This window comes from Streptomyces sp. NPDC055966, from assembly GCF_042269865.1.
Classification (GTDB): Bacteria; Actinomycetota; Actinomycetes; order Streptomycetales; family Streptomycetaceae; genus Streptomyces.
The window spans coordinates 21131-45249 of sequence record NZ_JBHJYK010000036.1 but is presented as its reverse complement, the minus strand read 5'-3'; the positions used below and the strand labels follow the sequence as shown (position 1 = coordinate 45249).

The following is a 24119-nucleotide window of genomic DNA, read 5'->3' as shown; positions in this document are numbered from 1 at the left end:
GACTGTGACCTCTCTCTTCGTTGCCGTCTTGCTGCCGTCAGCGCCTTTCGCTTTCGACATGGAAAACATTACGGGATTCGCGAGCCAGGAAAAGCCGATTCCGATGAGACCTGAATGAAATACCCCTGTGCGCAATTCACAGGGGAATTCTGGAACCGCAGCGGTGTTCACACAGGTTTTATGGCGCGTGTCGAACGTTCTGCCGCACGGCGGCGACCCCCGCCCCGTACCCTCGTACCCATGAGCAGCGACGACACCGTACGAGCCTTCCCAACCCGCTCCATCGAGACCTACTCCGCGCTCACCCCGGACCAGGCCGAGGCCGTGCTCGACCTGCTGGCCGAGGCCGTCCGGGCCGACGGGCAGCAGCCGGTGTCCGAGCAGGGGCGGCTGCAACTGCGCGGGGGCACCCGGGAGGGCGTCTCGCATCTGCTGCTGACCGTCGACGGTGAACTCGTGGGCTACGCCCAGCTGGAGGACACCGACCCGGTGGAGGCGCCGGCCGCCGAACTCGTCGTCCACCCCGTCCACCGCGGGCACGGGCACGGCCGGGCGCTCGGCTCCGCCCTGCTCGGCGCGTCCGGCAAGCGGCTGCGGGTGTGGGCGCACGGCGGACATCCCGCCGCCCGGCACCTGGCCCAGGTGCTCGGCCTGACCCTGTTCCGTGAACTGCGTCAGATGCGGCGGCCGTTGAGCGGCCTGGAACTGCCCGACCCGAAGCTGCCGGAGGGCGTGAGCGTGCGCGCCTTCGTGCCGGGCAAGGACGACACCGCCTGGCTCACGGTCAACGCGGCCGCCTTCGCCCACCACCCCGAGCAGGGATCGCTCACCCAGCGGGACCTCGACGACCGCAAGGCCGAGCCGTGGTTCGACCCGGCCGGCTTCTTCCTCGCCGAGCGGAGCGGCGAGCTGGTCGGCTTCCACTGGACCAAGGTGCACGCGGAGGAGCAGCTCGGCGAGGTGTACGTCCTCGGCGTGCGGCCCGGCGAACAGGGCGGCGGCCTCGGCAAGGCCCTCACCACGATCGGCCTGCGCCACCTGGCCGCACAGGGCCTGCCGACGGCGATGCTCTACGTCGACGCCGACAACCAGGCGGCCGTGTCCGTGTACGAACGCCTGGGCTTCACGACGTACGAGACGGACCTGATGTACCGGACGGAGACGTGACCGAGAGCTCCCCGGCGGGCGGACGCACGAGCGGCACCGACCACCGCCCTCATCGGTGACCGACCACCTGACGTGAGCCTCGGCGGCGGGTGCCCACCTGCCGGGCGCCTCGGCGCCAGGTGGCCACCAGCCGGACCTCCGAGCGGACACCGCCTACCGGGTGGAGCCCTGGGCGGGGGGCCACCCACCGGAGGCCTGGGCGGCGCGGGCCACCCACCAGAGGCCCGAGCGGGAGCCGGCAGTTACGCGGAGGCGTGCGGCACCGGCCCGGCAGGACCGGCCGAGACACGAGCCGCAGCCGACACCCTCGACACCGGACGACCACCAGCCGCAGGCCTCGGCGGCGGGGGCCACCCGGGGCCGGCGGTCACGCGGGGGTGTGGGGGGTGGCTCGGTTGGAGTGGCGGGGGCGTGGTTCGTGGAGTGAGGCTGTCCAGAGTGCCGCCGCGGCCGTCAGGAGCCATGCCCAGCGTTCGTGTCCCGCGGCCCATCCGGGGTCGGTCGGTGAGACGAACAGCGCCCAGTGGTCGGGCAGCAGCAGGGGGGCGAGGACGGCGGTCGCGAGCAGCGCGGTGGCGACCGGCCGGCCGGGCTCGGGGGCGTCGCCGTAGCGCACGGCGACGGCGGCCCCGGCGAGGGCGAGGAGGAAGGCGGTGCCCGCCTCCAGGGTGAGGTCCCCGGCCGGGGGCCGGTCCGCGCCGGGCACGAGGAGCAGGACGGCCACCCACCACAGCCCTGCGACGGGCGTCACGAGCGCGGCCCGCAGCAGCGTGCGCACCGCCCGCCGGACGGGTACCGGGGTCGTGGTGTGCCGGGCGGGGTCGTCCAGCAGGAACGCGACCCCGAGGGCGAGGGCGAGACCGGCGCCCCGCAGGAGGTACAGGGTCTCCACCGGCCCGGCCCCCGCCGCCCGGCCGGCCCCGACCACCAGCAGCCCCACCGCCGCGGCCGCACCGAGCGTCCGCCAGGGCAGGGTGCGCCAGAGGGGGACGACCAGGGCCGCGGCGACCCGCGCACCCGGCAGTGCCCGGATCGGCAGTGCCCGGCTCGGGCGGGAGTCCGGGTCCGGGGTCACGGCGCGCACTTGTCCGCCCCCACCGACGCCCGCACGCCCAGCAGTTCGGCCGCCCGGGCCGTCGTGACCCCGGGGGTCGTCAGCTCGGCCCAGTGGGACTTGACCCTGGCGGCCACGCCGTAGAACGGGCGGTCGAGCAGGGCGCGGACGACCTTGGTCTGACCGGCCGTCATGAGCAGGGGCTCGGTGCGGGAGAGCACGATCGCGGAGCCTTTGAGGCTGTCGTCGAGGCGGACATCGCGCAGGGCGGACTCGGGGTCGGGCTGCCAGGCGAGGGACAGCCACATCACCGTGACCATCCGGCCGTCGCACAACGCGCTCGCCGCCCTCTCGTCGCCCGCGACCAGCACACCGGCCACGGCGGTGGAGAACTCCGGCACCCGGTTGCCGCCCCAGGACGTGCCGACGGTCACCTGGCCGGGGCGGGTGGAGGGGGCGAGCGCGGCGTCGTCGGAGAGCCCGCCCCGGACGTCCACCCGCTGGCGTACGAGCAGGTCCCGCCCCCGCGCGGTGCCGCCCGCGAGGGCCTGCACCCGGTCCGCGACCCGCGCCCAGTCGGCGACGCGGGGCATCCACTCGGAGAAGGCGCAGTACCGCACCTGCCCGCGCCGCACGCACGTCTGCACCTTCTCCGGAGCGACCGAGGCGCGGGTACGGGCCGCGACCGTCCGCGCCGGCACCCCGCCGGTCTGTACGACCCCGCCCAGCACGGCCAGGGCCAGCGCACCGGCGAAGGCCACCTGCACGGCCCGGTTCCGGCGGCCGCCCGAGACCAGCACCGCGAGCAGCGCCGCGGTCAGGGCCAGCCCGGCGAGGTAGAGCGCGTGCCAGCCGGCGGGGCGGCCCAGCAGGTCGGAGGGGTACGGGTGGACGCCGATCGTGGTGACCACCGGGCCCAGCCACACGGCCCCGGTCTCCTGCCCGGTGTAGGGGAACGCGCCGCCGCCGAAGAACAGCAGGAACACCACGGTGAGCAGCGGTCCCGCGACGGCCGAGGTCACCAGCCGGGCGAGCAGCACCCCGATCGTCCCGAACAGCAGCACCGTCAGCGGTCCGGTCAGCAGCTCGGCCACCGAACCCCGGCCGACCGCACCGGACTTGAGCGCCTCCCAGGTGAACTGGGCGGTCACGGCCAGGGCGGTGAGCAGCGCGAGCGGGACGACGGACAGCGCGTGCGCGGCCGTACGGCGCCACGCGCCGAGCGCCAGCACCGCGAAGTGGCGTTCGGTGTCCCGGCGCCGGGAGCGCAGCACGGCCTGGTTCACGCACAGCAGCACCGCGAGGCCGACCAGCAGCGGGCCGCCCTGGGTGGCGCGGTCGGCGTCCTGGAGGACGGGGTAGTCGTCCGACGGCCGCAGCGTGCGCCACACGATCCAGGTGACGTGGAGGGCGAAGGCCAGCAGCACGGGCAGGCGCAGGAACAGACGGCGGGCCTCGAACGCGGCCAGGGCGAGGACGGCGGCCCGGGTGTTCCGGGTGCCGGTGGGAGCTGCGGCGGGTGCCGCCCGCTGGGTGAGGGTGGTCGCGGTCACGCCGTCACCTCCGCCCGGCCGTCGTGATGGCCGTCGAGGGCGAGCAGATAGCCGTCCTCCAGGGTGGGTTCGAGCAGGTCGGCGTTTTCGGGCGGGTCGCCGACGTTGCGGTAGCTGCCGGTGCCGGTGCGCCAGCCGGCCTTCGCGCCGGGGTCGCGGGCGGTACTGCTCCACACCCGGCCCGCGGCCCGCGCGGCCAGCTCGGCGGGGGTGCCGTCGAAGCGGATACGGCCACCGGACATGACCAGCACCCGGTGGCAGAGCATCGCCACGTCCTCGGTCTGGTGGGTGGACAGCAGCACGGTGCGGCCCTCGCCCGCCCGGGCGATCAGCTCCCGGAAACGCATGCGCTGTTCGGGGTCGAGGCCGACCGTCGGCTCGTCCAGCACCAGGAACCCGGGGTCGCCGACGAGCGCCGCCGCCAGCGCGACCCGCTGCCGCATCCCGCCCGACAGCTTCTTGATCCGCTTGCCGCGCACCTCGGCCAGCCCGACCTCGTCCAGCACCCGGCGCACCTCCCGGTGCCGGGCGGCGCGGTCGGTCAGCTCGTTGAGGATCGCGACGTAGTCCACGAACTCGAAGGGCGTGAAGTCGGGATGGAAGCCGGGCGTCTGCGGCAGATAGCCCAGCGCGCGCCGCACCTCCTGGCGGCCGCGCGCGGTGGCCGGGTCGTGCCCGAGCACCGTGAACGCGCCCGAACCGGCCGGCACGGAGGTGGCGAGCACCCGCAACAGGGTCGTCTTTCCGGCGCCGTTGGGCCCGAGCAGTCCGGTCACGCCACGGCTGAGCCGCAGTGACACGTCGTCGAGGGCGCGGGTGGTGCCGTAGCGCAGGGTCAGCCCGGAGGCGGAGACGGTGACGGGGGCAGAGACGGTCGTCATGCGGCGCTCCGGTACGAGTGGTGGGACGGGTGGGACTGGTCGAAGCGGTCGCGGGCGGCGAAGAGCAGCCCGGCGGCGAGTGCGGCGACCCCGGCCGCCACCGCCTGGCCGGCCGCGGTGAAGGGGACGAGCGCCCCGGCGCCGCCGCCCTGGTGCGCGCGGGCGGCCAGCAGCAGGACGACCCAGCCCCCGCCGACGGCGGACGGCGCCACGACCGGCCCGAGCCGGGGTGTCAGCGCGAGCCCGGCCGTGGTGAGCGCGAGCGCGGGCAGCAGCCAGCCGAGCGCGCCGAGCCCGTACCCGGGCAGCGCGAGGGTGGCCAGGCCCGACAGGCCGAGCGCGGCGGCGAGCACGGCGACCGTACGGATCATCAGCAGCCGGAAGCCGTGCACGGGTGAGACGACCGCCATCTCGTACGTCGGATCGAGCGCGGGCCCGTACGACAGCGCGACCCCGGCGAGCGGCAGCAGCGGTGCCACGGCCAGGAAGAACGTGTCCGAGTGACCGCCGTGGGCCGTCAGCACCGAGAGCACCAGCAGCAGCGACACCGCCGTCAGCCAGGAGCGGCGCAGCACGGGCGTGGCGGCCAGCAGCCGCGCGGTGTGGTCGGCCACCCCGCAGCGGAGCAGCAGCCGCTCGAACGGGCCCGGCCGCGGCACGTCCAGTTCGGCGTCCAGCCGCTCCCAGGCCGCGTCCAGCGCACCGGGGTCCCAGACCCCGGCGAGCCGCTCCCGGCAGTCGGCGCATCCGGTCAGGTGCGTGTCGGCGGACCACAGCAGCGGGGGCGCCAGTTCCCCGTGCGCGTAGGCCCGCAGATCGTCCTCGGCGACATGCCAGGTCATGCCAGTGCCTCCCGCAGTTGCTTCCGGGCCCGCATCGCCCGGGTCTTGACCGTGCCCGGCGGGATGCCGAGCAGGACGGCGGCCTCACGGGTGGACAGGCCGTCGACGACCGTCGCCTGGAGCACCGCCCGCAGCTCGGGCGAGAGCCGGACCAGCGCGCCCGCGAGGTCCCCGTGTTCCACCCCCGCGAGCACGCGCTCCTCGGCGGACGCCTCGTCCCGGTGCCGCAGCCGGGCCAGCGCCTGCCGCAGCCGGCCGCGCGCGCCGTCGCCGCGCAGCGCGTCGACGAGCCGGCGCGAGCCGATCCGCCACAGCCACCCGGCCACGTCGCCCTCTTCGCGGTAGCGGGCCCCGCCCCGCCAGATCGCGAGGAACGTCTCCTGTACGACGTCGTCGACGACCCCGGCGTCGGCGCACCGGCCGCGCAGGCGCGCGGTCAGCCACGGCGCGTAGCGCCGGTACAGCTCCTCGAAGGCGCGCCGGTCCCGGTCCGCCGCGATGGCCCGCAGCAGCTCTCCGTCGCTTCTCTTCTCGCTCACGTCTCCTCATCGGACCGGGGCCCACGATCGGTTCACGGATCCTCGATCGGTTCTGCGGATCCTCGCTTGACTTCCCGGCCGGGCTTGCACCACCCTTTCACTACTCAATTAGTGAAAGGGTGGTGAGGGCGTGGTCGAGTACCGCATCGACCGGCACAGCGGGGTCGCCACCTACGTCCAGATCGTCCAGCAGACCAAGCAGGCCCTGCGCATGGGCCTGTTGCGGCCGGGCGACCGGCTGCCCACGGCCCGCGAGGTCGTGGAGGCCACCGCGATCAATCCCAACACCGTCCTGAAGGCGTACCGGGAGCTGGAGCGCGAGGGGCTGGTGGAGGCCCGGCGCGGGCTCGGCACCTTCGTCCGGCGCTCGCTCGGCGCCGCGACCGCCGACGCCGCGCTCCGCGCCGAGCTGGAGACCTGGACGGACCGGGCGCGCGAGGCGGGGCTGGACCGCGAGGACGTGGCCGCGCTCTTCACCGCCGTACTCGACCAGCGCTTCGCCGTACCCGACGCGCACGCGGCCGAACCCGGCACGCACGTCACCGCGTACGGCACTCGACGCGACACCGAGCACACCCAGCACACCGCGAACTTGCAGGGAGACCCGTCATGACCGACACGGCGCTGAGGGCCGAGGCACTGGGGAAACGGTTCGGCCGGCGGGGGCGCCGGGCGCTGCGGGAGTGCGGCTTCCGGCTGCCCGCCGGGCGGGTGTGCGCCGTCGTCGGCCCCAACGGCGCCGGCAAGTCGACGCTGCTCGCGCTCGCCGCCGGGCTGCTCCCGCCCACCGAGGGCCGGCTGACCGTGCTCGGCACCAGCCCGGCGCAGGCCCGCCCCCGGGTCGGCTTCGTCGCCCAGGACAAGCCGCTCCACCCCCAGCTCACGGTCGCCGAGACGCTGCGCATGGGCGCCGACCTCAACCCCGGGCGCTGGGACGCGGCCTACGCCGAGCGGGTCGTCGCGGGCGGCGCCCTCGACCCCGAGGCCCGTGTCCGCACGCTCTCCGGCGGCCAGCGCACCCGGGTCGCGCTCGCCCTCGCCCTCGGCAAACGGCCCGAACTGCTGCTCCTGGACGAGCCGATGGCCGACCTCGACCCGCTCGCCCGGCACGAGCTGATGGGCACGCTGATGGCGGACGCCGCCCAGCACGGCACCACGATCGCGATGTCCTCGCACGTGGTCGCCGAGCTGGAGGACTCCTGCGACCACCTGCTCCTCGTCGGCGACGGCCGGGTCCGGCTGGCCGGCGACATCGACGACCTGCGCTCCGCCCACCGCCGGATCACGGCCGAGGCCGGCACCGGCCTCGCCCCGCACACCGTGGTCGAGTCCCGCACCACCGGCCGCCAGCTCACCGCGCTGATCCGCCCGGCCGGACCGCTCCCCGGCGACTGGCGCACCTCGGTGCCCTCGCTGGAGGAGCTGGTCCTCGCCCACCTGCGCAACCCCGGGGCCCCCGCCCTGGCCACCGCGGAAGCCGGCGAAGGCGCCGACACCGCCGAAACCACCGAAGCCGTCACCGAGGAGAGTGCCGCGTGACTGTTCTGACCGGACCGGTCGACGCCGTGGCGGCCGCCGGCAGGCCGCGCATGACCCGCTGGGTGGTGCGCCTGCACCGGCCCGCGCTGTTCGCGTGGGCGGGCCTGTTCGCCGTGGTCGCCGGCCTGCTGATCACCCTCGCCGGCCCGTGGGCCGACGCGGCCGCCCAGGGCTGGCGGCACTACGACGCCTGCGACTTCGACCGGCCGTGCAGCTACGACCAGACCGCGATCCTGCGCTACAAGAGCTGGTACAACTACACGACCTACGCCCTGAACGTGCTGCCCTTCCTGGTGGCCGCCTGGGCCGGGGCCGCACTGACCGGCCGCGAACTGGAGTCCGGCACGGCCAGGCTGGCCTGGACCCAGGGCGCCTCCCCGGCCCGCTGGCTCGCGGCCCGGCTGACCGTCCCCGCCCTCGCCCTCACCGCCGGCACGAGCCTGCTGTTCTGGCTGCACCACCGCGCCTGGACGGCGGGCCGGGGCCGTATCGACACGGCCAAGACCTGGTACGACACGGGGACCTTCCACGCCAACGGACCCACCACCGCCGCCCTGGCCCTCGCCGGGCTCGCGGCCGGCGCCCTGGCGGGCCTGCTGCTGCGCCGAGCGCTGCCCGCGCTGGTCCTCGGCGTGGTCTTCATGTCGGGCGTCTGGGGCACGACCCAGCAACTGCTGCCCCACCTGTGGCCGGCGGTCACCCGGACCGCCCCCGTCACACAGCAGCACGCCGACCTCGGGACCGGGCTCGGCGTCGACCACGGCCTGCTGACCCGCACCGGCGGCCACCTGCCGATGCCCAGCTGCGACTCCGAGGCGGCCTGCGACGCGGCCTACGCCAAGGCCGCGGGCTTCTACAACACCTACCACCCCTACTCCCACTACTGGCCCCTCCAGCTCACCGCCAGCGCCCTCCTCCTGGCCGTCACCGGGCTGCTCGCCCTCGCGTGCTTCCGGGTGCTGCGGCGACAGGTGTCGTAGGGCCAGGCGGGACCCCCGCCCGGTCTCCGGCGGGGCGCTCCCCCCTGGGAGCCGCCCCGCGCTATCCCGCACGTCATGTCTCCGTAACCATTGATTCAGCCAGACTTGCGACGCTCGGCCAATGAAGCCCGCCGTGCCAGAGCCTTCGCCGCCCCCCGAGAGGGCCGCGCCGAACGGGGCCGTGACGCTCCCGCCCGCACGTTCCGACGCGCCCGTCACGCCCATGGCGCGGAAGAATGGGGTCATGAGTCAGCCAGACGCCCAGGCACCTGTCCAGCAGACGCAGCCCCCCGTGGGCTCCATCGCCGCGCACCGCCCGCACACCGTCGCCGCCACGGTCTCCGACCTGGAGCCCGACCTCGATGCCGACCTCGACGACTACGAGGAGGCGCCGGGGGACGGCACCCCCCTGCCCGCGGGCCGGTTCCTGGACCGCGAGCGCAGCTGGCTGGCCTTCAACGAGCGCGTCCTGGAGCTGGCCGAGGACCCGAACACGCCCCTGCTGGAGCGCGCGAACTTCCTCGCGATCTTCGCCAGCAACCTGGACGAGTTCTTCATGGTCCGCGTCGCCGGCCTGAAGCGCCGGATCGCCACCGGCGTCGCCACGCGTTCCGCGTCCGGCCTCCAGCCCCGTGAGGTCCTGGAGATGATCTGGGCCCGCTCGCGCGAGCTGATGGCCCGGCACGCCGCCTGCTACCACGAGGACGTCGCCCCCGCACTCGCGGAGGAGGGCATACACCTCGTCCGCTGGCAGGAGCTGACCGAGAAGGAACAGGCCAGCCTGTTCACCCTCTTCCGGCACCGGATCTTCCCCGTCCTGACCCCGCTCGCCGTCGACCCCGCGCACCCCTTCCCGTACATCTCGGGTCTCTCGCTCAACCTCGCCGTCGTCGTGCGCAACCCGGTCAGCGGCCACAAGCACTTCGCGCGCGTGAAGGTGCCGCCGCTGCTGTCCCGCTTCCTGGAGAGCAGCCCCGGCCGCTACGTCCCCGTCGAGGACGTCATCGCCGCGCACCTGGAGGAGCTGTTCCCGGGCATGGAGGTGCTGGAGCACCACGCCTTCCGGCTCACCCGCAACGAGGACCTGGAGGTCGAGGAGGACGACGCCGAGAACCTGCTCCAGGCCCTGGAGAAGGAGCTCATGCGGCGCCGCTTCGGGCCGCCCGTGCGCCTGGAGGTCGAGGAGTCCATCGACCGCGAGGTGCTCGACCTGCTGGTCCGCGAGCTGAAGATCTCCGAGGCGGAGGTCTATCCGCTCCCCGGCCCCCTGGACCTCACCGGCCTCTTCCGCATCCACAGCCTCGACCGGCCGGAGCTGAAGTACCCGAAGTTCATCGCGGGCACCCACCGCGACCTCGCCGAGGTCGAGTCGGCGTCGGCGCCGGACATCTTCGCCGCCCTGCGCCAGCGGGACGTGCTGCTGCACCACCCGTACGACTCCTTCTCCACCTCCGTGCAGGCCTTCATCGAGCAGGCGGCCGACGACCCGGACGTCCTCGCGATCAAGCAGACCCTGTACCGCACCTCCGGCGACTCCCCGATCGTCAACGCGCTCATCGACGCCGCCGAGGCCGGCAAGCAGGTCCTCGTCCTGGTCGAGATCAAGGCCCGCTTCGACGAGCACGCCAACATCAAGTGGGCGAAGAAGCTGGAGGAGGCCGGCTGCCACGTCGTCTACGGCCTGGTCGGCCTGAAGACGCACTGCAAGCTGTCCCTGGTGGTCCGCCAGGAGGGCGACACCCTGCGCCGCTACAGCCACGTCGGCACCGGCAACTACCACCCGAAGACCGCCCGCCTCTACGAGGACCTGGGCCTGCTCACGGCCGACCCGCAGGTCGGCGCGGACCTGTCCGACCTGTTCAACCGGCTGTCCGGATACTCCCGCCGCGAGACCTACCGCCGCCTGCTGGTGGCCCCCAAGTCCCTGCGCGACGGCCTGATCTCCCGGATCAACAAGGAGGTCGAGCACCACCGCGCGGGCCGTCCGGCCTTCGTCCGCGTCAAGGTCAACTCGATGGTCGACGAGGCCGTCATCGACGCCCTCTACCGGGCCTCCCAGGCCGGCGTGCCGGTCGACGTCTGGGTGCGCGGCATCTGCGCGATCCGCCCCGGCGTCCCGGGCCTGTCGGACAACATAAGGGTCCGCTCCATACTCGGCCGGTTCCTCGAACACTCGCGGGTGTTCGCCTTCGGCAACGGCGGGGAGCCCGAGGTGTGGATCGGCAGCGCCGACATGATGCACCGCAACCTCGACCGCCGGATCGAGGCCCTGGTCCGTGTCGTCGACCCGGCCCACCGGGCGGCCCTGAACCGGCTGCTCGACACCGGCATGTCCGACACCACGGCCTCCTGGCACCTCGGCCCCGACGGCGAGTGGACCCGGCACGCGACCGATGGGGACGGACAGCCCCTGCGCAACGTCCAGGAGATGCTCATAGACGCCCGGAGGCGCCGGCGTGGCACAGCAACACCTTGACCCGACGGACCCCGCGGCGGACGTGGCGACAGGAGAGTCCCTCGCGGCCTATCTGCGCGCCCAGGCCACGGAGTTCCTCCGCGCCCTGCGCCTGCACCGGGAGACCGGCGGCAGCCACCAGGCGAACGGCGCGGAGGAGTCCGTCGACGCGGCACGGCTGCTGCGCCGCTCTGCCCGCCGCATCAGCGGCAACCTGCACACCTTCCGGCCCCTCCTCGACCCCGACTGGTCCGAGGAGATGCGCCCCGAACTGGCCTGGCTGTCCGGCACGTTGGGCCTGGAGCACTCCTACGAGGCCCGTCTGGAACGGCTGTTGCTGGCCCTGCACCGGCTGTCGGGGGCGACCGTGCTCCCGGCCCAGGCGGTGGACGCCGCCCTGGCCGCCGCGCCGCTCCCGGCCGGTGGCGCGGCCGGCACGACGGCCACACAGGAGCGCGGCAACCTCACCGTGGGCGCGGCCAAGGCGGGCGCCCTGCTGGAGCGCCAGCTGACCCTGGCCCGGACCCGCGCCCACTCGACCGCGCTCCAGGCACTGGGGTCCAGCCGCTTTCACGCCGTGGCCGACAAGGTCGCCGTACTCGCCAGCGAGGTGCCCCTCACCCGCACCGCCGCGACGACCGACCTGCGCCCGCCGGCAGCCGCTGCGGAGGAACGGCTGACGGCCGCCATCGGCGCACTCCCCCTGGTCACCGCGGGCCACCCGTACAACGCGGAGGCCCTGGTCCACGGCCTGTCCCCGGACCCGTCCCCGCACCCCCAGGACGGCCCCTGGCACCAGGTCCGGCTGCTGCTGCGCCTGCACCGGTACGCCCAGGAGGTGCTGCATGGGGGCAACTCACCGGTGGACGTGCGGCTGTTGTCGGCGGGGCAGGCGCTGAACCGGCACCGGGACGCCTCGGAGGCGGCGGCCGCGGCGGCGCAGGCGGCCCGTACCCCGCGCATCGCGCCGGCGACGGCGTACGCGCTCGGGGTGCTCCACGCCGACCAGCGGCACGAGGTGGAGGCGGCCCGGTTCGCCTTCCAGCAGGCCTGGCAGCAGCAGACCGTCGGCACGCCCTGACATCCCGCTTGGAGGCGGTGTGAACGACACCTTGGTCCTGGCGGCCGGCTGTGTGCTCTGGCGCCGCTCGCCGGTCGCCGGGGACCTGGAGATCTGCCTGGTCCACCGGCCCAAGTACGACGACTGGTCCCATCCCAAGGGCAAGCTCAAGCGGGGTGAGGACGCGCTCGCCGGGGCGCTGCGCGAGGTCGCCGAGGAGACCGGGTACACGGCCGAGCCCGGCGCCGAGCTGCCCACCATGCGCTATCTGGCCAACGACCGCCCGAAACAGGTGCGTTACTGGGCGGCACGGGCGGTGTCCGGCCGCTTCACGCCCAACGCCGAGGTCGACCGCATCCTGTGGCTCTCCCCCGCCGCCGCCCGCGACCGGCTCACCCAGCCGCGGGACCGGGACCTGGTGGCGGACGCCCTTCACGCACTGGCCGTGTGAGCCTCCGCGTCGGTACGGGCCTGGCTGCGGGCTCTGCGGGCCGGGCCGCGCCAGCCGCAGACGCAGCGGGCCAGGCAGAAGCGGCCCTGTTCCGTCGTAGAAGTGAGGTGCTCCCGCCGGACGCGCTCCGGCCCATCCTGCTGCGCCACGACGTCAACGGTACTCCCGCGCTTCCCTTACGCCCTCCGTGCGCCCGCCCTCGCGCGTGACGGTGCCCCCCTACCCGTCGTTAACCGGAACGACTGGGGCCCGTGACGGACGTACCGGCTTGGGGGTAGGCAGGCGATGGATCGGCGGCAGCAACAGCACAGTCACCTGGGCGGGACGGTCGTCGCGGTCGGGGTCCTGCTCGGCCTCGCGGCGGGTGCCACGGGCTGTTCGGACAGCCGGGCCGCCGCCGACGACGTGAAGGGCGCGGGCGATCCGGTCGCCCTGCTGCGGCGGACCGCCGACACCCTGGGCGGCGCGGGCACCTCGAAGGCCACCACCTCCATGGAGATGGCCGCCGGCGGCACCCGGGTCACCATCCGCGGCAAGGGCGTCTACGACTACCGGCACCGGCTGGGCCGGCTCACCGTCGTCCTGCCCGAGGATCCCGCCGGCGCCGCCGAGCACCAGCCCATCACCGAACTGCTCGCACCCGGCGCCCTGTTCATGAAGAACCGGGGCGCGGGCGTGCCCGCCGACAAGTGGGTGCGGGTGGCCACCGCCTCTGTGGCCGACGGCAACCTGGTCACCGGTGGCGCGACCGACCCGTACGCGGCGGCCGAGGTGCTGCGCGGCACCCGTACGGCGGCCTACGCGGGCCGCACCGAGGTCGGCGGCACCCCCGTACGGCACTACCGGGGCACCGCGAATCTGGCCGACGCGGCCCGCAGCGCCTCCGCCGCGAACCGGGCGGCCCTGGGCGCGGCAGCGAAGGGGTTCGCCACGGCCGAGGTCCCGTTCGACGTCTATCTCGACGACCAGGGCCGGATCCGCAAGCTCCGGCAGCGCTTCAGCTTCGTCAACGGCCGGCAGAAGACCCCGGTGGCGGTCGCCTCGACGACGCTGCTGTACGACTTCGGCACCCCGGCCGAGGTGCGGCTGCCGCACGCGCAGGACATCTACGCCGGCCGGATCGCGGAGGAGGCCGGCACGGACACCGGCGAGAACAAGCCATCCCGGGAAGCCACCCGGGAACCCTCGAACTAGCCCGCCGGGCCATCCGGGGACTAGCCCGTCCGTGCCATGCGCGGTGTGTAGAGCGCTGCCTACTCTAGGAAGTCGGTGACGGCAGAGAAGAGGTGAGGCGGGTGGCTCCGGTCGGCGGGACGGCGGTTCAGGACCACGTGGCCCTCGCCGAGATCGAGCTGTGCGGAGAGCTGATCATCGCGGCGTCGGCCGCCGAGGACCGGCTCAGCCTGGAGAGCATCGACGAGGTGCTGCGGGTGTACGAGGAGCGTGAGCGCGAGCGCGGGTGATCAGGTGCGCAGGAGGCGGCCGATCGCCTTCGTCGCCTCGTCCACCTTCGCGTCGATCTCGTCACCGCCCTTGAGCGCCGCGTCGGCCACGCAGTGCCGCAGATGCTCCTCCAGCAGCTGGAGCGCGAAGGACTGGAGGGCCTTGGTGGAGGCCGAGACCTGGGTGAGTATGTCGATGCAGTACGTGTCCTCGTCCACCATCCGCTGCAGCCCGCGGATCTGCCCCTCGATCCGGCGCAGCCGCTTGAGGTGCTCGTCCTTCTGCTTGTGGTAGCCGTGCGTGGCGGGGGCGTCGTGGCAGGTTCCCTCGGCGGCCGTACCCTCGGCGGGAGCCGGGGCGCCGGCCTCGGTCGTCGTCATCGCTGGCCTCCGTCTGGGTCACGATCTTGGTCACAATTGCGTTCACATACCCCTACTGGGTATATGGTAACGAATTTTGCTGGGTATGGGGCCCTTGGTACGCCCCCGTGCTGATCACTGTGCCTGATGGGCGACACTGGGATGCGGCCCGATAGCCGTGGCCGGATGATGCGCCTAGCATCAGCCTGACCGAAACCGAAGCACCCCGAGGACCCCACGTGCGCTTTCGTCTGACCCCCAGGGAGACGAGCTTCTACGACATGTTCGCCGCATCCGCGGACAACATCGTCACGGGCTCGAAACTCCTGATGGAACTGCTCGGGGCGGACGGACCTGCCCGAGCCGAGATCGCAGAGCGTATGCGGGCCGCGGAACACGCGGGTGACGACGCCACTCACGCGATCTTCCACCAGCTGAACTCCTCGTTCATCACGCCGTTCGACCGCGAGGACATCTACGCCCTCGCCGGGTCCCTCGACGACATCATGGACTTCATGGAGGAAGCCGTCGACCTGGTCGTCCTCTACAACGTCGAGGAACTGCCGAAGGGCGTCGAGCAGCAGATCGAGGTGCTGGCCCGGGCGGCGGACCTGACGGCGGAGGCGATGCCGAACCTCCGCACGATGGACAACCTCACCGAGTACTGGATCGAGGTCAACCGGCTGGAGAACCAGGCGGACCAGATCCACCGCAAGCTGCTGGCCCACCTCTTCAACGGCAAGTACGACGCGATCGAGGTGCTCAAGCTGAAGCAGATCGTGGACGTCCTGGAAGAGGCGGCGGACGCGTTCGAGCACGTGGCGAACACGGTGGAGACCATCGCCGTCAAGGAGTCCTGAGGCGTCGATGGACACCTTCGCCCTCATCGTGACCATTCTGGTCGCGCTCTTCTTCACGTACACGAACGGCTTCCACGACTCCGCGAACGCCATCGCGACCTCGGTGTCGACCCGCGCCCTCACCCCGCGCGCGGCCCTGGCGATGGCCGCGGTGATGAACCTGGCCGGTGCCTTCCTGGGCTCCGGCGTCGCCAAGACGGTCTCCGAGGGCCTCATCGAGACGCCCAGCGGCGGGACCGGGATGGGCATCCTGTTCGCGGCCCTGATCGGCGCGATCGTCTGGAACCTCGCCACCTGGTACTACGGCCTGCCGTCCTCCTCCTCCCACGCCCTGTTCGGCGGTCTGGTGGGCGCGGCGCTGGCGGGCGGCACCGGTGTGCACTGGAACGGCGTGATCGACAAGATCATCATCCCGATGGTGCTGTCCCCGGTGGTCGGCCTGATCATCGGCTACCTGGCCATGCTGGCGATCATGTGGATCTTCCGCCGGGCCAACCCGCACAAGGCCAAGCGCGGTTTCCGCATAGCGCAAACGGTGTCAGCCGCCGGAATGGCCCTCGGCCACGGCCTCCAGGACGCCCAGAAGACCATGGGTGTGGTGGTGATGGCCCTGGTGATCTCCGGCAACGAGACCTTCGGCGACCCGATCCCGGTCTGGGTGAAGATCATCTCGGCGGTGATGCTGTCGCTGGGCACCTACGCCGGCGGCTGGCGCATCATGCGCACCCTGGGCCGCAAGATCATCGAACTGGACCCCCCGCAGGGCTTCGCCGCGGAGGCCACCGGCGCGTCGATCATGTTCGGCACGGCGTTCCTCTTCAAGGCGCCGATCTCCACGACCCACGTCATCACCTCGGCGATCATGGGCGTCGGCGCGACGAAGCGCGTCAACGCCGTCCGCTGGGGCGTGGCCAAGAACATCGTCCTGGGCTGGTTCATCACGATGCCGGCCGCCGCGCTGGTCGCCGCGCTGGCCTTCGGCGTGGTCAAGCTGGTGGCGCTGTAGTTCCTTTCCCGCCCACCCGCCCACCCGTCTCGGTCAGCTGACAAGCCGACCAAGAGGGTGGGCGGTTCGCTGTCCGGGACGCGGCCGGATCAGTGCCGGTCGGCCGACGGTTGGCCGATCTGGGCCAGTGACGCCCGGCGAAGCCCCTGTCACGGCCGTCCGGGCCGGCCCAGACGTGCCAATCGCCGGCATCGAAACCCGTCTTGGTCTGCGGCCGAGGGGTGCGCCCTGCGGATCGGGCGGGGCGTCAGTCGGCGTACTGCGGGTAGCAGGTGGGCTTCGGGGCGGTCTGCTCGTCGGTGAGCGCCGGCACCGTGAGATTGCCGGTGCCCAGCACGTCCTGGTTGCACCAGGAGCCGCTCAGCTCCACGGACCAGCCGCCGGCCTCCATCTCCCAATCGGCGTCGGAGAGCTTCACCACGACACCGCTCCCGCAGATGAACGCCCGGGACGCCTGCGAGACGATCCACTCGGCCTTCCTGATTTCCGTCGCCCCGTCGTTGTGACACCTCTCCGCCATCCTCCAGAGCAGGCGCCACCCGACACCGGGAGTCAGTGGCCCCACGTAGGCGAGCTGCTGATCGTCCACGAGCGTGGTCGCGTAACCGAAGACGGGCCCGAAGAGGGAGAAGACGGTCACCCGTCCCCGGCCCTTGGTTCCTTCAGCAGTTGCCATGAAAACTCCCTTTTCGCCCCCTGGAGTCCCCGACCGCGAGAACGGGGACTCCAGGAGCTGGCACTGACAGTGGCCGGTATCAGCAGCAGGGACCGTCGCCGCAGCACGTCGGTTCATTGCAGTCGGCCTTGGTGCCCCACAGGGACTCGTCGACCTTGTAGCCGTGGGCGCGCATCCTGGCCACGACGTCCGCCATCGTGGCTCTGTCCCTGTATCGGGACTTCGGGGCGTGGTGGATGAACCGGCCGTAACGCGTGTGACAGAACTCGGCGTACTCCTCGGTGTGGAGCATGAACGTATGCCACCCCGGGTCCACGACGGCGGAGGGCGACATGCCCTCGCCAGTCCGGCCCATGACGTCCACGAACGCCAGGGCCTCGGTCATGATCCGCTCGGCCATGGACCGCTCGTGCCCGTATTCCTCGGCGCAGAAGTCGGCCAGCCGCGCGAACAGCTCGGGCGTGACAAGGTCCCGGCCGTGCCGCAGGGCGACGGTCGGCGTTTCAGGTGCCATGGTCATTTGGGAGTCCTCTCTTGCGCGACTGCGCCTTGCCGCTGTGAGTGACCGTCGGACGCGTGATCGCGGATGTTCGTGGCGTGCTTGGCGGCTTGCGTGATGTCGCCGAGCCCCTTGGCCGCGTTGAGGCGCTGCCACTCGGACTGGCAGGTCTCGCAGTCAGCGACAGGAGCGCAGTCCAGGAGCCAGGCATGGAAGCCGATGGGAAGATCAACGGGACGCGGGTCGGGGTAGGTCTGCCGGATTCTGGCCATGGCGCCCAGGCTGGAACGGTGGGGGCCTTGGGGTCGACGAACTTCTACGGACTTGCGCGGTGGTTACGCAAGGGCATCGATGGCAGCAGTGATGAGCGCTCTGGCCCGTACGCCGTACAAAGCGATGGCGGACAGCTCCGCGAACGTCTTGGAGTACTCGGCGATCTCACCAGGCTGGGTGACCGTCAGGTGAGCAGAGACGAGTTCCACGTTGACCTGGGCGTCGTCGTACATGGTGAACGACTCGACGGGCCAACCGGCACCGCGGGGCGTGCCGAGTGGAATGACGCCCAGGCTGACCGAGGGCAGCGAAGCGACAGAGATGAGATGGCCGAGTGCTCCGGCCATGGTGTCGCTGTCGCCGATGACCGTTCGCAGTACCCACTCCTCGACGAGCATCGCGAACCTGCGGTCACCGGAGCGCAGGATGCGCTGGCGGTCCATACGGACGGCTACGGCGTCATCGATGTCGTTGGGCACGTCCCGCAGCTGGGCCACGGTGCTCAGCACGGCTCGCGTGTACGCGTCCGACTGGAGCAGTCCTGGGATCACCCACGACTGGTAGACGCGGAAGCGTCGCGTGCGCTCGAACAGAGGCGCCACTGATTGCTGGGCGCGCTTCAGTCCCGCCCGCTCCATACGCCGCCACTGGATGTACGCACCTTCTATACCGCGTGCAGTGGCGATGAGGTCGGCCGTCTCACCCCTGGCAGCACAGTGGGCGGTGTACGCGCGGATGTCAGCATCGGACGGCAGCGTGTGCCCATTCTCAAGACGCGAGCATTTGGACTCATGCCAGCCGGCACGTCGTGCCAGTTCCCGCGACGTGAGGCCGGCGTCCTTGCGGATCTCGCGCAGACGCCGGCCCAGAGCCTGCCGTGCTTGCTTCACGCTGGATGAGGACACGCTGGAGATGGTGGCTCAGGTCAGCGGGTAGTCCGCGTGCGGTACTGCCAGGGACCAGACGGCCTCGAACGCGTCCGCACACAGTTTCACCACGGCCGGATCGTCAGTGAACTCCTCGTCATCAGGCGCGAGTTCACCATCTCCAGCGAAATGGTGGAAGACCAATGAGCTGTCATCGAACAGCCAGAAGTCGTTTCCCGGCAAGGCCAGCCCGGAGGCACGGCGGCGGGGCAACCAGCGAACCTGCTCGCCTGCGGCGAGGGTGGGACCGGTCAGGTGGTGCTCGAAGCTGATGTAGTCCGACACCGGCTCCGACACGATCCGCGCCCTCCGCACCTCGACCCCCTGGCCCACCAGGTCGGCGATCAGTCGCAACCACGGCCGACGCTCAGGGTCACTGTCGGCCGGGTCGTTCCTGACGCCCTGCTGCCAGGCAACGAAACGGGGATCGGAACGCATGTAGCCGTCGCGCATCTCCAGGTGCACGGCAGCACGGGTGCAGCGCCGAAGCCGTTCCTCAAGCGTCGGCATCGCCACCGCTGTTCACCTCCAGAAAGAACTGCACCATGCGTCGGGGGATCTCTACGACGTCTTCGTGACCGGGCAGATCCAACTGCGAGCGCCTGTCCTCATCGGTCACCTTCCAGCCCTGGACCAGGTAGGTGTCCTTCTCATCGTCGAGGTACACGGTCGGCGACTTGCCCTCAGGACTCTCGGGGTCCTTGCCCAGCTTGCGCAACGTCATGCCTGGCCTCCTTTGACCGTGATGGGCGATCACTTGAACGAGCTTGCAGGCCAGAACGCCGCCACCACCACGAACTTGCACGAACTTCTACGAGGCTCTGCCCCCTGCCGCGTAGCGGATGAACTCCGTCCAGGTGGAGGAGGTAATGGTGAGCTGGAGGCCACCGGTGTCCTTCGAGTCGCGGACGTGGATCGCGGTGGGGGTGGTGGCTATCTCGACGCAGTTCGAGCTGTCGCCGCTGTAAGTGGATTTCTGCCAGTGAAGTGTCTGCACTGTCGCTCTCTCAGATGTCCCGGATCAGGCTCTGGATGAAGTCGCGCGACTTGGCGGCCCCGAGCGCGCAGGACTCCATGTGATCCAACACGTCACGGTACTTACTCAACTGTGCCTCCCCGTCGAGGAATCCGCACCCACCGTGATGGGTGTCGAGCTGGACCGTGTCGAGCTGCGGAACCGGGCCCTCGACGTAGTCGAAGGACTGACCCGTGCTCGGGTAGTACTCCGCTTCGAAGGGGATCACCCGGAGGGTGACATGCGGCAACTCGCTCATGTCAAGGAGATGCTTGAGCTGACCGCACCTGACGTCAGGACCACCGAACCGCATCCGAAGAGCTGACTCGTGGATGATCGCCGCGTATGCGAGCGGCTCTTCCCGGTGCAGAATGCCCTGCCGTTTCATGCGGTGCGTGAGGCGGTGCTCGATCTCGTACTGCCGCATGGGCGGCACCACAGCCCGGAAGAGGGCGCGGGCATGGTCGGTGGTCTGTAGCAGTGCGGGAATGTGCAGCGCGAGGGCCACCCGCAATCCGGCCGCGTGGTGCTCCAGTTCGGCCAGGTCGACCAGTGCGGCCGGGAGGTGTTCCCGGTACTCCTCCCACCAGCCGCGCGTCCGGCGTCCGGTCATTGCCGCCAAGGCGTCGACCATGGCTCCGTCCGAGCAGTCGTACGCGGAGGCCAGCGACCGTACGCGGTCGGCGCTGAGGGAGCTGCGGCCCGTCTCGATCATGCTGACGCGCCCCTGGTTGACGCCCAGGAGCGCTGCGGCCTGGGTGACCGTGAGCCCGGATCGCTCGCGAAGTTTACGCAGCTCGGCACCAAGACGGCGTTGGCGCAGAGTGGGATTGTTGACCGGCGGCAAGGCACGTCCTTTCAGGCTGAGACGCGGCACTCTCGTAACCCACACGAGGCAAAAAGCGGATTCATCTTCCCGATTTGGAAGATGAATCTCCCTCCGGGTCCTACTGTAGTGCCCGTACCGCCCAACTCCCCACGCCCATAAGCCGGAAGCGCACCTACCCCAGGCAGAGCCACCGCCTTGACGTGGTCAGTTGAGCGAACCCAAGCCCCTTCTCTCGTCGGAGGTCTTCATGGGCACCGTATCCCTGCCCGACACCTGGGTGTACGCCCTTCGCCTGCCCCATGATCCGCGTGCGGCACGCGTCGCACGTACGACCGTACGAGCAGTACTCAGCGGGCACGACAGACACGAAGTCCTGGACCGGGTCGAACTGTTGACGTCCGAGCTGGTCGGCAACGCCTATCAGCACACCAACGGGCCCGCCTCGCTACGGCTCACCGCGCTCGCCGACGGCCGGATTCGGATCGGAGTGTGGGACAGGCACCCGAACATCCCCGCCCCCTTCGGGGAGCCTCCCTGGGATCGGGTACCGCATGCGCCGGTGAACGCGGAGCAGGGACGCGGACTGCACCTCGTGCAGGAATACGCCGATTCATGGGGCGGACTCACCCTCGGGGACAGTCCGCTGGACCGAGGCGCCGGGAAGCTGCTGTGGTTCGAGGTGGGCGCCTGACAGCACCTTGCAGCCGACCGAGTCGGGTGGGCGGGTGGGCCGGGAAACGCAATGGGCCCGCCCCCGGGAGCCAGGGGCGGGCCCTCTTGCGTCCTCGCGGTGGCACCGCCATGCAGCACCGCGAGGGGTCCTATGAGACCGGCTCGGCCTAGCCGAAGCGGCCGGAGATGTAGTCCTCGGTCGCCTGCACCGACGGGTTGGAGAAGATCCGCTCCGTGTCGTCGATCTCGATCAGCCGGCCCGGCTGGCCGACGGCGGCCAGGTTGAAGAAGGCCGTACGGTCCGAGACGCGCGCCGCCTGCTGCATGTTGTGCGTCACGATGACGATCGTGAAGCGCTCCTTCAGCTCGCCGATCAGGTCCTCGATGGCGAGGGTGGAGATCGGGTCCAGGGCGGAGCAGGGCTCGTCCATCAGGAGGACCTTCGGCTCCACCGCGATGGCGCGGGCGATGCAGAGGCGCTGCTGCTGGCCGCCGGAGAGGCCGGAGCCCGGCTTGTTCAGGCGGTCCTTGACCTCGTTCCAGAGGTTGGCGCCCTTGAGCGACTTCTCGACGATGTCGTTCAGCTCGGACTTCTTGAAGCTGCCGTTGAGGCGCAGACCCGCCGCCACGTTGTCGAAGATCGACATCGTGGGGAAGGGGTTGGGGCGCTGGAAGACCATGCCGACCTCGCGGCGCACGGACACCGGGTCGACGCCCGCGCCGTACAGGTCCTCGTCGTCCAGCAGCACCTTGCCCTCGACGCGGCCGCCGGGGGTGACCTCGTGCATACGGTTCAGGGTGCGCAGGAACGTCGACTTGCCGCAGCCGGAGGGGCCGATGAACGCCGTCACCGAGCGCGGCTCGACGGTCATCGAGATGTCCTCGATCGCCTTGTGGGAGCCGTAGTAGGCGGTCAGTCCGCTTACGTCGATTCGCTTGGCCATTACTACTTCACTACTTCCAAGTCTGGGGGTCAGCGACCGGTCTTCGGGGCCTTCCAGCGGGCGATGCCGCGGGCCACCAGGTTGAGGATCATCACGAAGGCGATCAGCGTGAGCGAAGCCGCCCAGGCGCGGTCGTAGGCCGCGGTCGAACCGGAGCTGTTCGCGTACTGCTGGTAGATGTACAGCGGCAGCGCCTGCTGGGCACCCGAGAACGGGTTGTTGTTGATGAAGGAGTTGCCCCACACCAGCAGCAGGATCGGCGCCGTCTCGCCCGCGATACGGGCGATCGCCAGCATGATGCCCGTGGTGATGCCGCCGATCGAGGTCGGCAGGACCACCTTCAGGATGGTGCGCCACTTGGGCACGCCGAGCGCCAGGGACGCCTCACGCAGCTCGTTCGGTACGAGCTTCAGCATCTCCTCCGTGGAGCGGACCACGACCGGCATCATCAGGATGGCCAGGGCCAGCGAGCCGGCGAAGCCGAAGGGCTGCATGTCGAACATCAGCATCAGGCTGAGGATGAACAGACCCGCGACGATCGACGGGATACCGGTCATCACGTCGACGAAGAAGGTGACCGCCTTGGCGAGACCGCCACGGCCGTACTCCACCAGGTAGACGGCGGTGAGCACACCGACCGGGGCGCCGATCAGGGTGGCGAGACCGACCTGCTCCAGGCTGCCGATGATGGCGTGGTAGATACCGCCGCCCGGCTCGGAGTCGGCGACGACGCCCATGGAGTGCGTCAGGAAGTAGGGGTCGAGGACCTTCACACCGCGCTTGGCGGTGGTCCAGATCAGCGAGACCAGCGGGATGAGGGCGAGCAGGAAGGCCACCCAGACCAGGGAGGTGGCGATGCGGTCCTTGGCCTGCCGCTTGCCCTCGACCTTGGTCGCGATGGCGAACGTGGCGAAGAGGAACAGCAGCGCGGCGATCAGGCCCCACTCGACCTTGCTGCTCAGCCCCGCGCCCGCGCCGATGCCCACGGCGACCACGACGGAGCCCGCGGCGATCGCCCAGGGCGACCACTTCGGCAGACGTGCGCTGCGCAGGCTGTTGGGCAGCTTGTCGGTGACGGCTGCGGTGCTCATGCGTTGGCCCCCGAGTACTCCTTGCGGCGGGCGATGATCGCGCGGGCCGCGCCGTTGACCAGCAGGGTGATGACGAACAGGACGAGACCGGAGGCGATGAGCGCGTCACGGCCGTCCTGCGTGGCCTCGCCGAACTTGCTGGCGATGTTCTGGGCGAAGGTGCCGCCGCCCGGGTCGAGCAGGCTGGACTGGATGTCGAAGGTCGGCGAGAGCACGGTGGCGACGGCCATCGTCTCGCCGAGGGCGCGGCCGAGGCCGAGCATGGAGGCGGAGATCACGCCGGAGCGGCCGAAGGGGAGGACCGCCATGCGGATCACTTCCCAGCGCGTGGCGCCGAGGGCCAGCGCGGCCTCCTCGTGCATCTGCGGGACCTGGCGGAAGACCTCGCGGCTCACGTTGGTGATGATCGGCAGGATCATGATCGCGAGCAGGATGCCGACGGTGAGCATCGAGCGGGGGGCGCCGCCCTGCCAGGAGAAGATCCCGGTCCAGCCGAGGTAGTCGTTGAGCCAGCCGAACAGGCCGTTCAGGTGCGGTACGAGGATCAGGGCGCCCCACAGGCCGTAGACGATGGACGGCACGGCGGCGAGCAGGTCGATCACGTAGGCGACGGGACCGCTCAGCCTGCGCGGGGCGTAGTGGGTGAGGAACAGCGCGATCGCGACCGCCACCGGCACGGCCAGGACCATGGCGATCACCGAGGAGACCACGGTGCCGAAGGCCAGGACGGCGATGCCGAACGACGGCGGGATGAGGTTGGTGTTCCACTCGAAGGTGGTCAGGAAGTTCCCGTGGTCCTTGCTGATCGCGAGGGACGCGCGGTAGGTGAGGAAGACCGCTATCGCGGCCATGATCACCAGCAGCAGGATGCCCGAGCCGCGGGACAGGCCGAGGAAGATGCGGTCACCGGCGCGGGCCGTGCCGCGCGGGCTGCTCTTCCGTCCGGTCGTGGCCGGCTGGGGGGTGGGGGGAGATGCGTCAGTTGTCTTGGTCGATATGTCCATC

30 protein-coding genes are annotated in these 24119 nt (G+C 71.2%); 12 read left to right on the top strand and 18 right to left on the bottom strand.

The window, feature by feature from the left end:
- The first annotated feature begins 240 nt into the window (after nucleotides 1-240).
- Nucleotides 241-1167, top strand: coding sequence for a mycothiol synthase (gene mshD / locus ACFC8N_RS45155; protein WP_376295479.1), 927 nt, complete (start codon nucleotides 241-243; stop codon nucleotides 1165-1167).
- A 367-nt stretch (nucleotides 1168-1534) separates the two neighbouring features.
- Here the strand turns inward: mshD and ACFC8N_RS45150 are convergent, their stop codons facing one another.
- From ACFC8N_RS45150 to ACFC8N_RS45130, 5 genes are read right to left on the bottom strand one after another with little or no spacing between them, the layout of a single operon-like run.
- Nucleotides 1535-2251: an ABC transporter gene (locus tag ACFC8N_RS45150; RefSeq protein ID WP_362816946.1), complete on the bottom strand. Its 717-nt coding sequence runs from the start codon at nucleotides 2249-2251 to the stop codon at nucleotides 1535-1537.
- Entirely contained in the window at nucleotides 2239-3774 is a 1536-nt protein-coding gene (locus ACFC8N_RS45145) for an ABC transporter permease (protein WP_356020493.1), read from the bottom strand. The genes ACFC8N_RS45150 and ACFC8N_RS45145 overlap by 13 nt, the downstream gene beginning before the upstream one ends.
- Complete coding sequence (locus ACFC8N_RS45140) at nucleotides 3771-4655, bottom strand: ABC transporter ATP-binding protein (RefSeq protein ID WP_356020495.1); 885 nt, start codon at nucleotides 4653-4655, stop codon at nucleotides 3771-3773. The genes ACFC8N_RS45145 and ACFC8N_RS45140 overlap by 4 nt, the downstream gene beginning before the upstream one ends.
- On the bottom strand, nucleotides 4652-5497 hold the full coding sequence (locus ACFC8N_RS45135) for a zf-HC2 domain-containing protein (protein WP_362816948.1): 846 nt from the start codon (nucleotides 5495-5497) through the stop codon (nucleotides 4652-4654). Before ACFC8N_RS45135 ends, ACFC8N_RS45140 begins: the two co-directional genes overlap by 4 nt.
- A complete protein-coding gene (locus ACFC8N_RS45130) occupies nucleotides 5494-6036 on the bottom strand; it encodes an RNA polymerase sigma factor (RefSeq protein ID WP_356020499.1) in 543 nt (180 codons plus the stop codon). Before ACFC8N_RS45130 ends, ACFC8N_RS45135 begins: the two co-directional genes overlap by 4 nt.
- A 130-nt stretch (nucleotides 6037-6166) precedes the next feature.
- Here ACFC8N_RS45130 and ACFC8N_RS45125 point away from each other — a divergent pair, with 130 nt between their 5' ends.
- The 6 genes from ACFC8N_RS45125 to ACFC8N_RS45100 all read left to right on the top strand — a co-directional run bounded on the left by ACFC8N_RS45125 (nucleotide 6167) and on the right by ACFC8N_RS45100 (nucleotide 12521).
- Nucleotides 6167-6649, top strand: a complete 483-nt coding sequence (locus tag ACFC8N_RS45125) for a GntR family transcriptional regulator (protein ID WP_376295477.1) — start codon at nucleotides 6167-6169, stop codon at nucleotides 6647-6649.
- Complete coding sequence (locus tag ACFC8N_RS45120) at nucleotides 6646-7575, top strand: ABC transporter ATP-binding protein (protein WP_356020503.1); 930 nt, start codon at nucleotides 6646-6648, stop codon at nucleotides 7573-7575. The genes ACFC8N_RS45125 and ACFC8N_RS45120 overlap by 4 nt, the downstream gene beginning before the upstream one ends.
- Entirely contained in the window at nucleotides 7572-8555 is a 984-nt protein-coding gene (locus tag ACFC8N_RS45115) for an ABC transporter permease (RefSeq protein WP_376295475.1), read from the top strand. The genes ACFC8N_RS45120 and ACFC8N_RS45115 overlap by 4 nt, the downstream gene beginning before the upstream one ends.
- A 244-nt stretch (nucleotides 8556-8799) precedes the next feature.
- Nucleotides 8800-11031 carry an RNA degradosome polyphosphate kinase gene (locus ACFC8N_RS45110; protein WP_376295474.1) on the top strand — a complete coding sequence of 744 codons (2232 nt, stop codon included), beginning with the start codon at nucleotides 8800-8802 and terminating at the stop codon, nucleotides 11029-11031.
- Entirely contained in the window at nucleotides 11012-12091 is a 1080-nt protein-coding gene (locus ACFC8N_RS45105; protein WP_376295472.1) for a CHAD domain-containing protein, read from the top strand. The genes ACFC8N_RS45110 and ACFC8N_RS45105 overlap by 20 nt, the downstream gene beginning before the upstream one ends.
- A 19-nt stretch (nucleotides 12092-12110) precedes the next feature.
- Nucleotides 12111-12521 carry an NUDIX hydrolase gene (locus tag ACFC8N_RS45100; protein WP_376295470.1) on the top strand — a complete coding sequence of 137 codons (411 nt, stop codon included), beginning with the start codon at nucleotides 12111-12113 and terminating at the stop codon, nucleotides 12519-12521.
- Here ACFC8N_RS45100 and ACFC8N_RS45095 read toward each other — a convergent pair.
- Entirely contained in the window at nucleotides 12503-12670 is a 168-nt protein-coding gene (locus ACFC8N_RS45095) for a hypothetical protein (protein ID WP_356020514.1), read from the bottom strand. The two genes, ACFC8N_RS45100 and ACFC8N_RS45095, sit on opposite strands and share 19 nt — an antisense overlap.
- A gap of 136 nt (nucleotides 12671-12806) precedes the next feature.
- Here ACFC8N_RS45095 and ACFC8N_RS45090 point away from each other — a divergent pair, with 136 nt between their 5' ends.
- Nucleotides 12807-13715 carry a hypothetical protein gene (locus tag ACFC8N_RS45090; RefSeq protein ID WP_356020516.1) on the top strand — a complete coding sequence of 303 codons (909 nt, stop codon included), beginning with the start codon at nucleotides 12807-12809 and terminating at the stop codon, nucleotides 13713-13715.
- Between the two features lie 101 nt (nucleotides 13716-13816).
- The gene (locus ACFC8N_RS45085) at nucleotides 13817-13984 is read left to right on the top strand and encodes a hypothetical protein (protein WP_356020627.1); all 168 of its coding nucleotides are present in this window, start codon (nucleotides 13817-13819) and stop codon (nucleotides 13982-13984) included.
- On the opposite strand, the gene ACFC8N_RS45080 is transcribed toward ACFC8N_RS45085, so the two are convergent.
- Nucleotides 13985-14344 (bottom strand): metal-sensitive transcriptional regulator, encoded by a 360-nt coding sequence (locus ACFC8N_RS45080; RefSeq protein ID WP_356020518.1) that lies wholly within the window; start codon nucleotides 14342-14344, stop codon nucleotides 13985-13987.
- Nucleotides 14345-14562: 218 nt separating this feature from the next.
- On the opposite strand from ACFC8N_RS45080, the gene ACFC8N_RS45075 reads away from it, so the two are divergent.
- Nucleotides 14563-15183 (top strand): DUF47 domain-containing protein, encoded by a 621-nt coding sequence (locus tag ACFC8N_RS45075; protein ID WP_071380744.1) that lies wholly within the window; start codon nucleotides 14563-14565, stop codon nucleotides 15181-15183.
- 7 nt (nucleotides 15184-15190) lie between these two features.
- The gene (locus tag ACFC8N_RS45070; RefSeq protein WP_356020521.1) at nucleotides 15191-16189 is read left to right on the top strand and encodes an inorganic phosphate transporter; all 999 of its coding nucleotides are present in this window, start codon (nucleotides 15191-15193) and stop codon (nucleotides 16187-16189) included.
- A 247-nt stretch (nucleotides 16190-16436) separates the two neighbouring features.
- Here ACFC8N_RS45070 and ACFC8N_RS45065 read toward each other — a convergent pair whose 3' ends face one another.
- From ACFC8N_RS45065 to ACFC8N_RS45030, 8 genes are all read right to left on the bottom strand, one after another.
- A complete protein-coding gene (locus ACFC8N_RS45065; RefSeq protein WP_376295467.1) occupies nucleotides 16437-16865 on the bottom strand; it encodes a hypothetical protein in 429 nt (142 codons plus the stop codon).
- A gap of 79 nt (nucleotides 16866-16944) precedes the next feature.
- On the bottom strand, nucleotides 16945-17385 hold the full coding sequence (locus ACFC8N_RS45060; RefSeq protein ID WP_376295466.1) for a glycine-rich domain-containing protein: 441 nt from the start codon (nucleotides 17383-17385) through the stop codon (nucleotides 16945-16947).
- Nucleotides 17382-17636 carry a hypothetical protein gene (locus ACFC8N_RS45055; RefSeq protein ID WP_356020527.1) on the bottom strand — a complete coding sequence of 85 codons (255 nt, stop codon included), beginning with the start codon at nucleotides 17634-17636 and terminating at the stop codon, nucleotides 17382-17384. The genes ACFC8N_RS45060 and ACFC8N_RS45055 overlap by 4 nt, the downstream gene beginning before the upstream one ends.
- 63 nt (nucleotides 17637-17699) lie before the next feature.
- Entirely contained in the window at nucleotides 17700-18551 is an 852-nt protein-coding gene (locus ACFC8N_RS45050; RefSeq protein WP_376295496.1) for a helix-turn-helix domain-containing protein, read from the bottom strand.
- A 6-nt stretch (nucleotides 18552-18557) separates the two neighbouring features.
- A complete protein-coding gene (locus tag ACFC8N_RS45045) occupies nucleotides 18558-19073 on the bottom strand; it encodes a DUF6879 family protein (RefSeq protein WP_356020622.1) in 516 nt (171 codons plus the stop codon).
- Nucleotides 19060-19287, bottom strand: coding sequence for a hypothetical protein (locus ACFC8N_RS45040; RefSeq protein WP_071377625.1), 228 nt, complete (start codon nucleotides 19285-19287; stop codon nucleotides 19060-19062). Before ACFC8N_RS45040 ends, ACFC8N_RS45045 begins: the two co-directional genes overlap by 14 nt.
- 87 nt (nucleotides 19288-19374) lie before the next feature.
- Entirely contained in the window at nucleotides 19375-19560 is a 186-nt protein-coding gene (locus ACFC8N_RS45035) for a DUF397 domain-containing protein (protein ID WP_376295464.1), read from the bottom strand.
- Between the two features lie 10 nt (nucleotides 19561-19570).
- Complete coding sequence (locus tag ACFC8N_RS45030; RefSeq protein WP_356020532.1) at nucleotides 19571-20425, bottom strand: helix-turn-helix transcriptional regulator; 855 nt, start codon at nucleotides 20423-20425, stop codon at nucleotides 19571-19573.
- 229 nt (nucleotides 20426-20654) lie between these two features.
- Here ACFC8N_RS45030 and ACFC8N_RS45025 point away from each other — a divergent pair, with 229 nt between their 5' ends.
- Nucleotides 20655-21098 (top strand): ATP-binding protein, encoded by a 444-nt coding sequence (locus ACFC8N_RS45025; protein ID WP_376295462.1) that lies wholly within the window; start codon nucleotides 20655-20657, stop codon nucleotides 21096-21098.
- Nucleotides 21099-21246: 148 nt separating this feature from the next.
- Here the strand turns inward: ACFC8N_RS45025 and pstB are convergent, their stop codons facing one another.
- The 3 genes from pstB to pstC are packed head-to-tail and all read right to left on the bottom strand — an operon-like array spanning nucleotide 21247 to nucleotide 24118.
- Nucleotides 21247-22023 (bottom strand): phosphate ABC transporter ATP-binding protein PstB, encoded by a 777-nt coding sequence (gene pstB / locus ACFC8N_RS45020; RefSeq protein WP_071377621.1) that lies wholly within the window; start codon nucleotides 22021-22023, stop codon nucleotides 21247-21249.
- 29 nt (nucleotides 22024-22052) lie between these two features.
- Nucleotides 22053-23114, bottom strand: a complete 1062-nt coding sequence (gene pstA, locus ACFC8N_RS45015; protein ID WP_356020536.1) for a phosphate ABC transporter permease PstA — start codon at nucleotides 23112-23114, stop codon at nucleotides 22053-22055.
- Complete coding sequence (gene pstC / locus ACFC8N_RS45010) at nucleotides 23111-24118, bottom strand: phosphate ABC transporter permease subunit PstC (RefSeq protein WP_376295460.1); 1008 nt, start codon at nucleotides 24116-24118, stop codon at nucleotides 23111-23113. Before pstC ends, pstA begins: the two co-directional genes overlap by 4 nt.
- Nucleotide 24119: the final 1 nt, after the last annotated feature.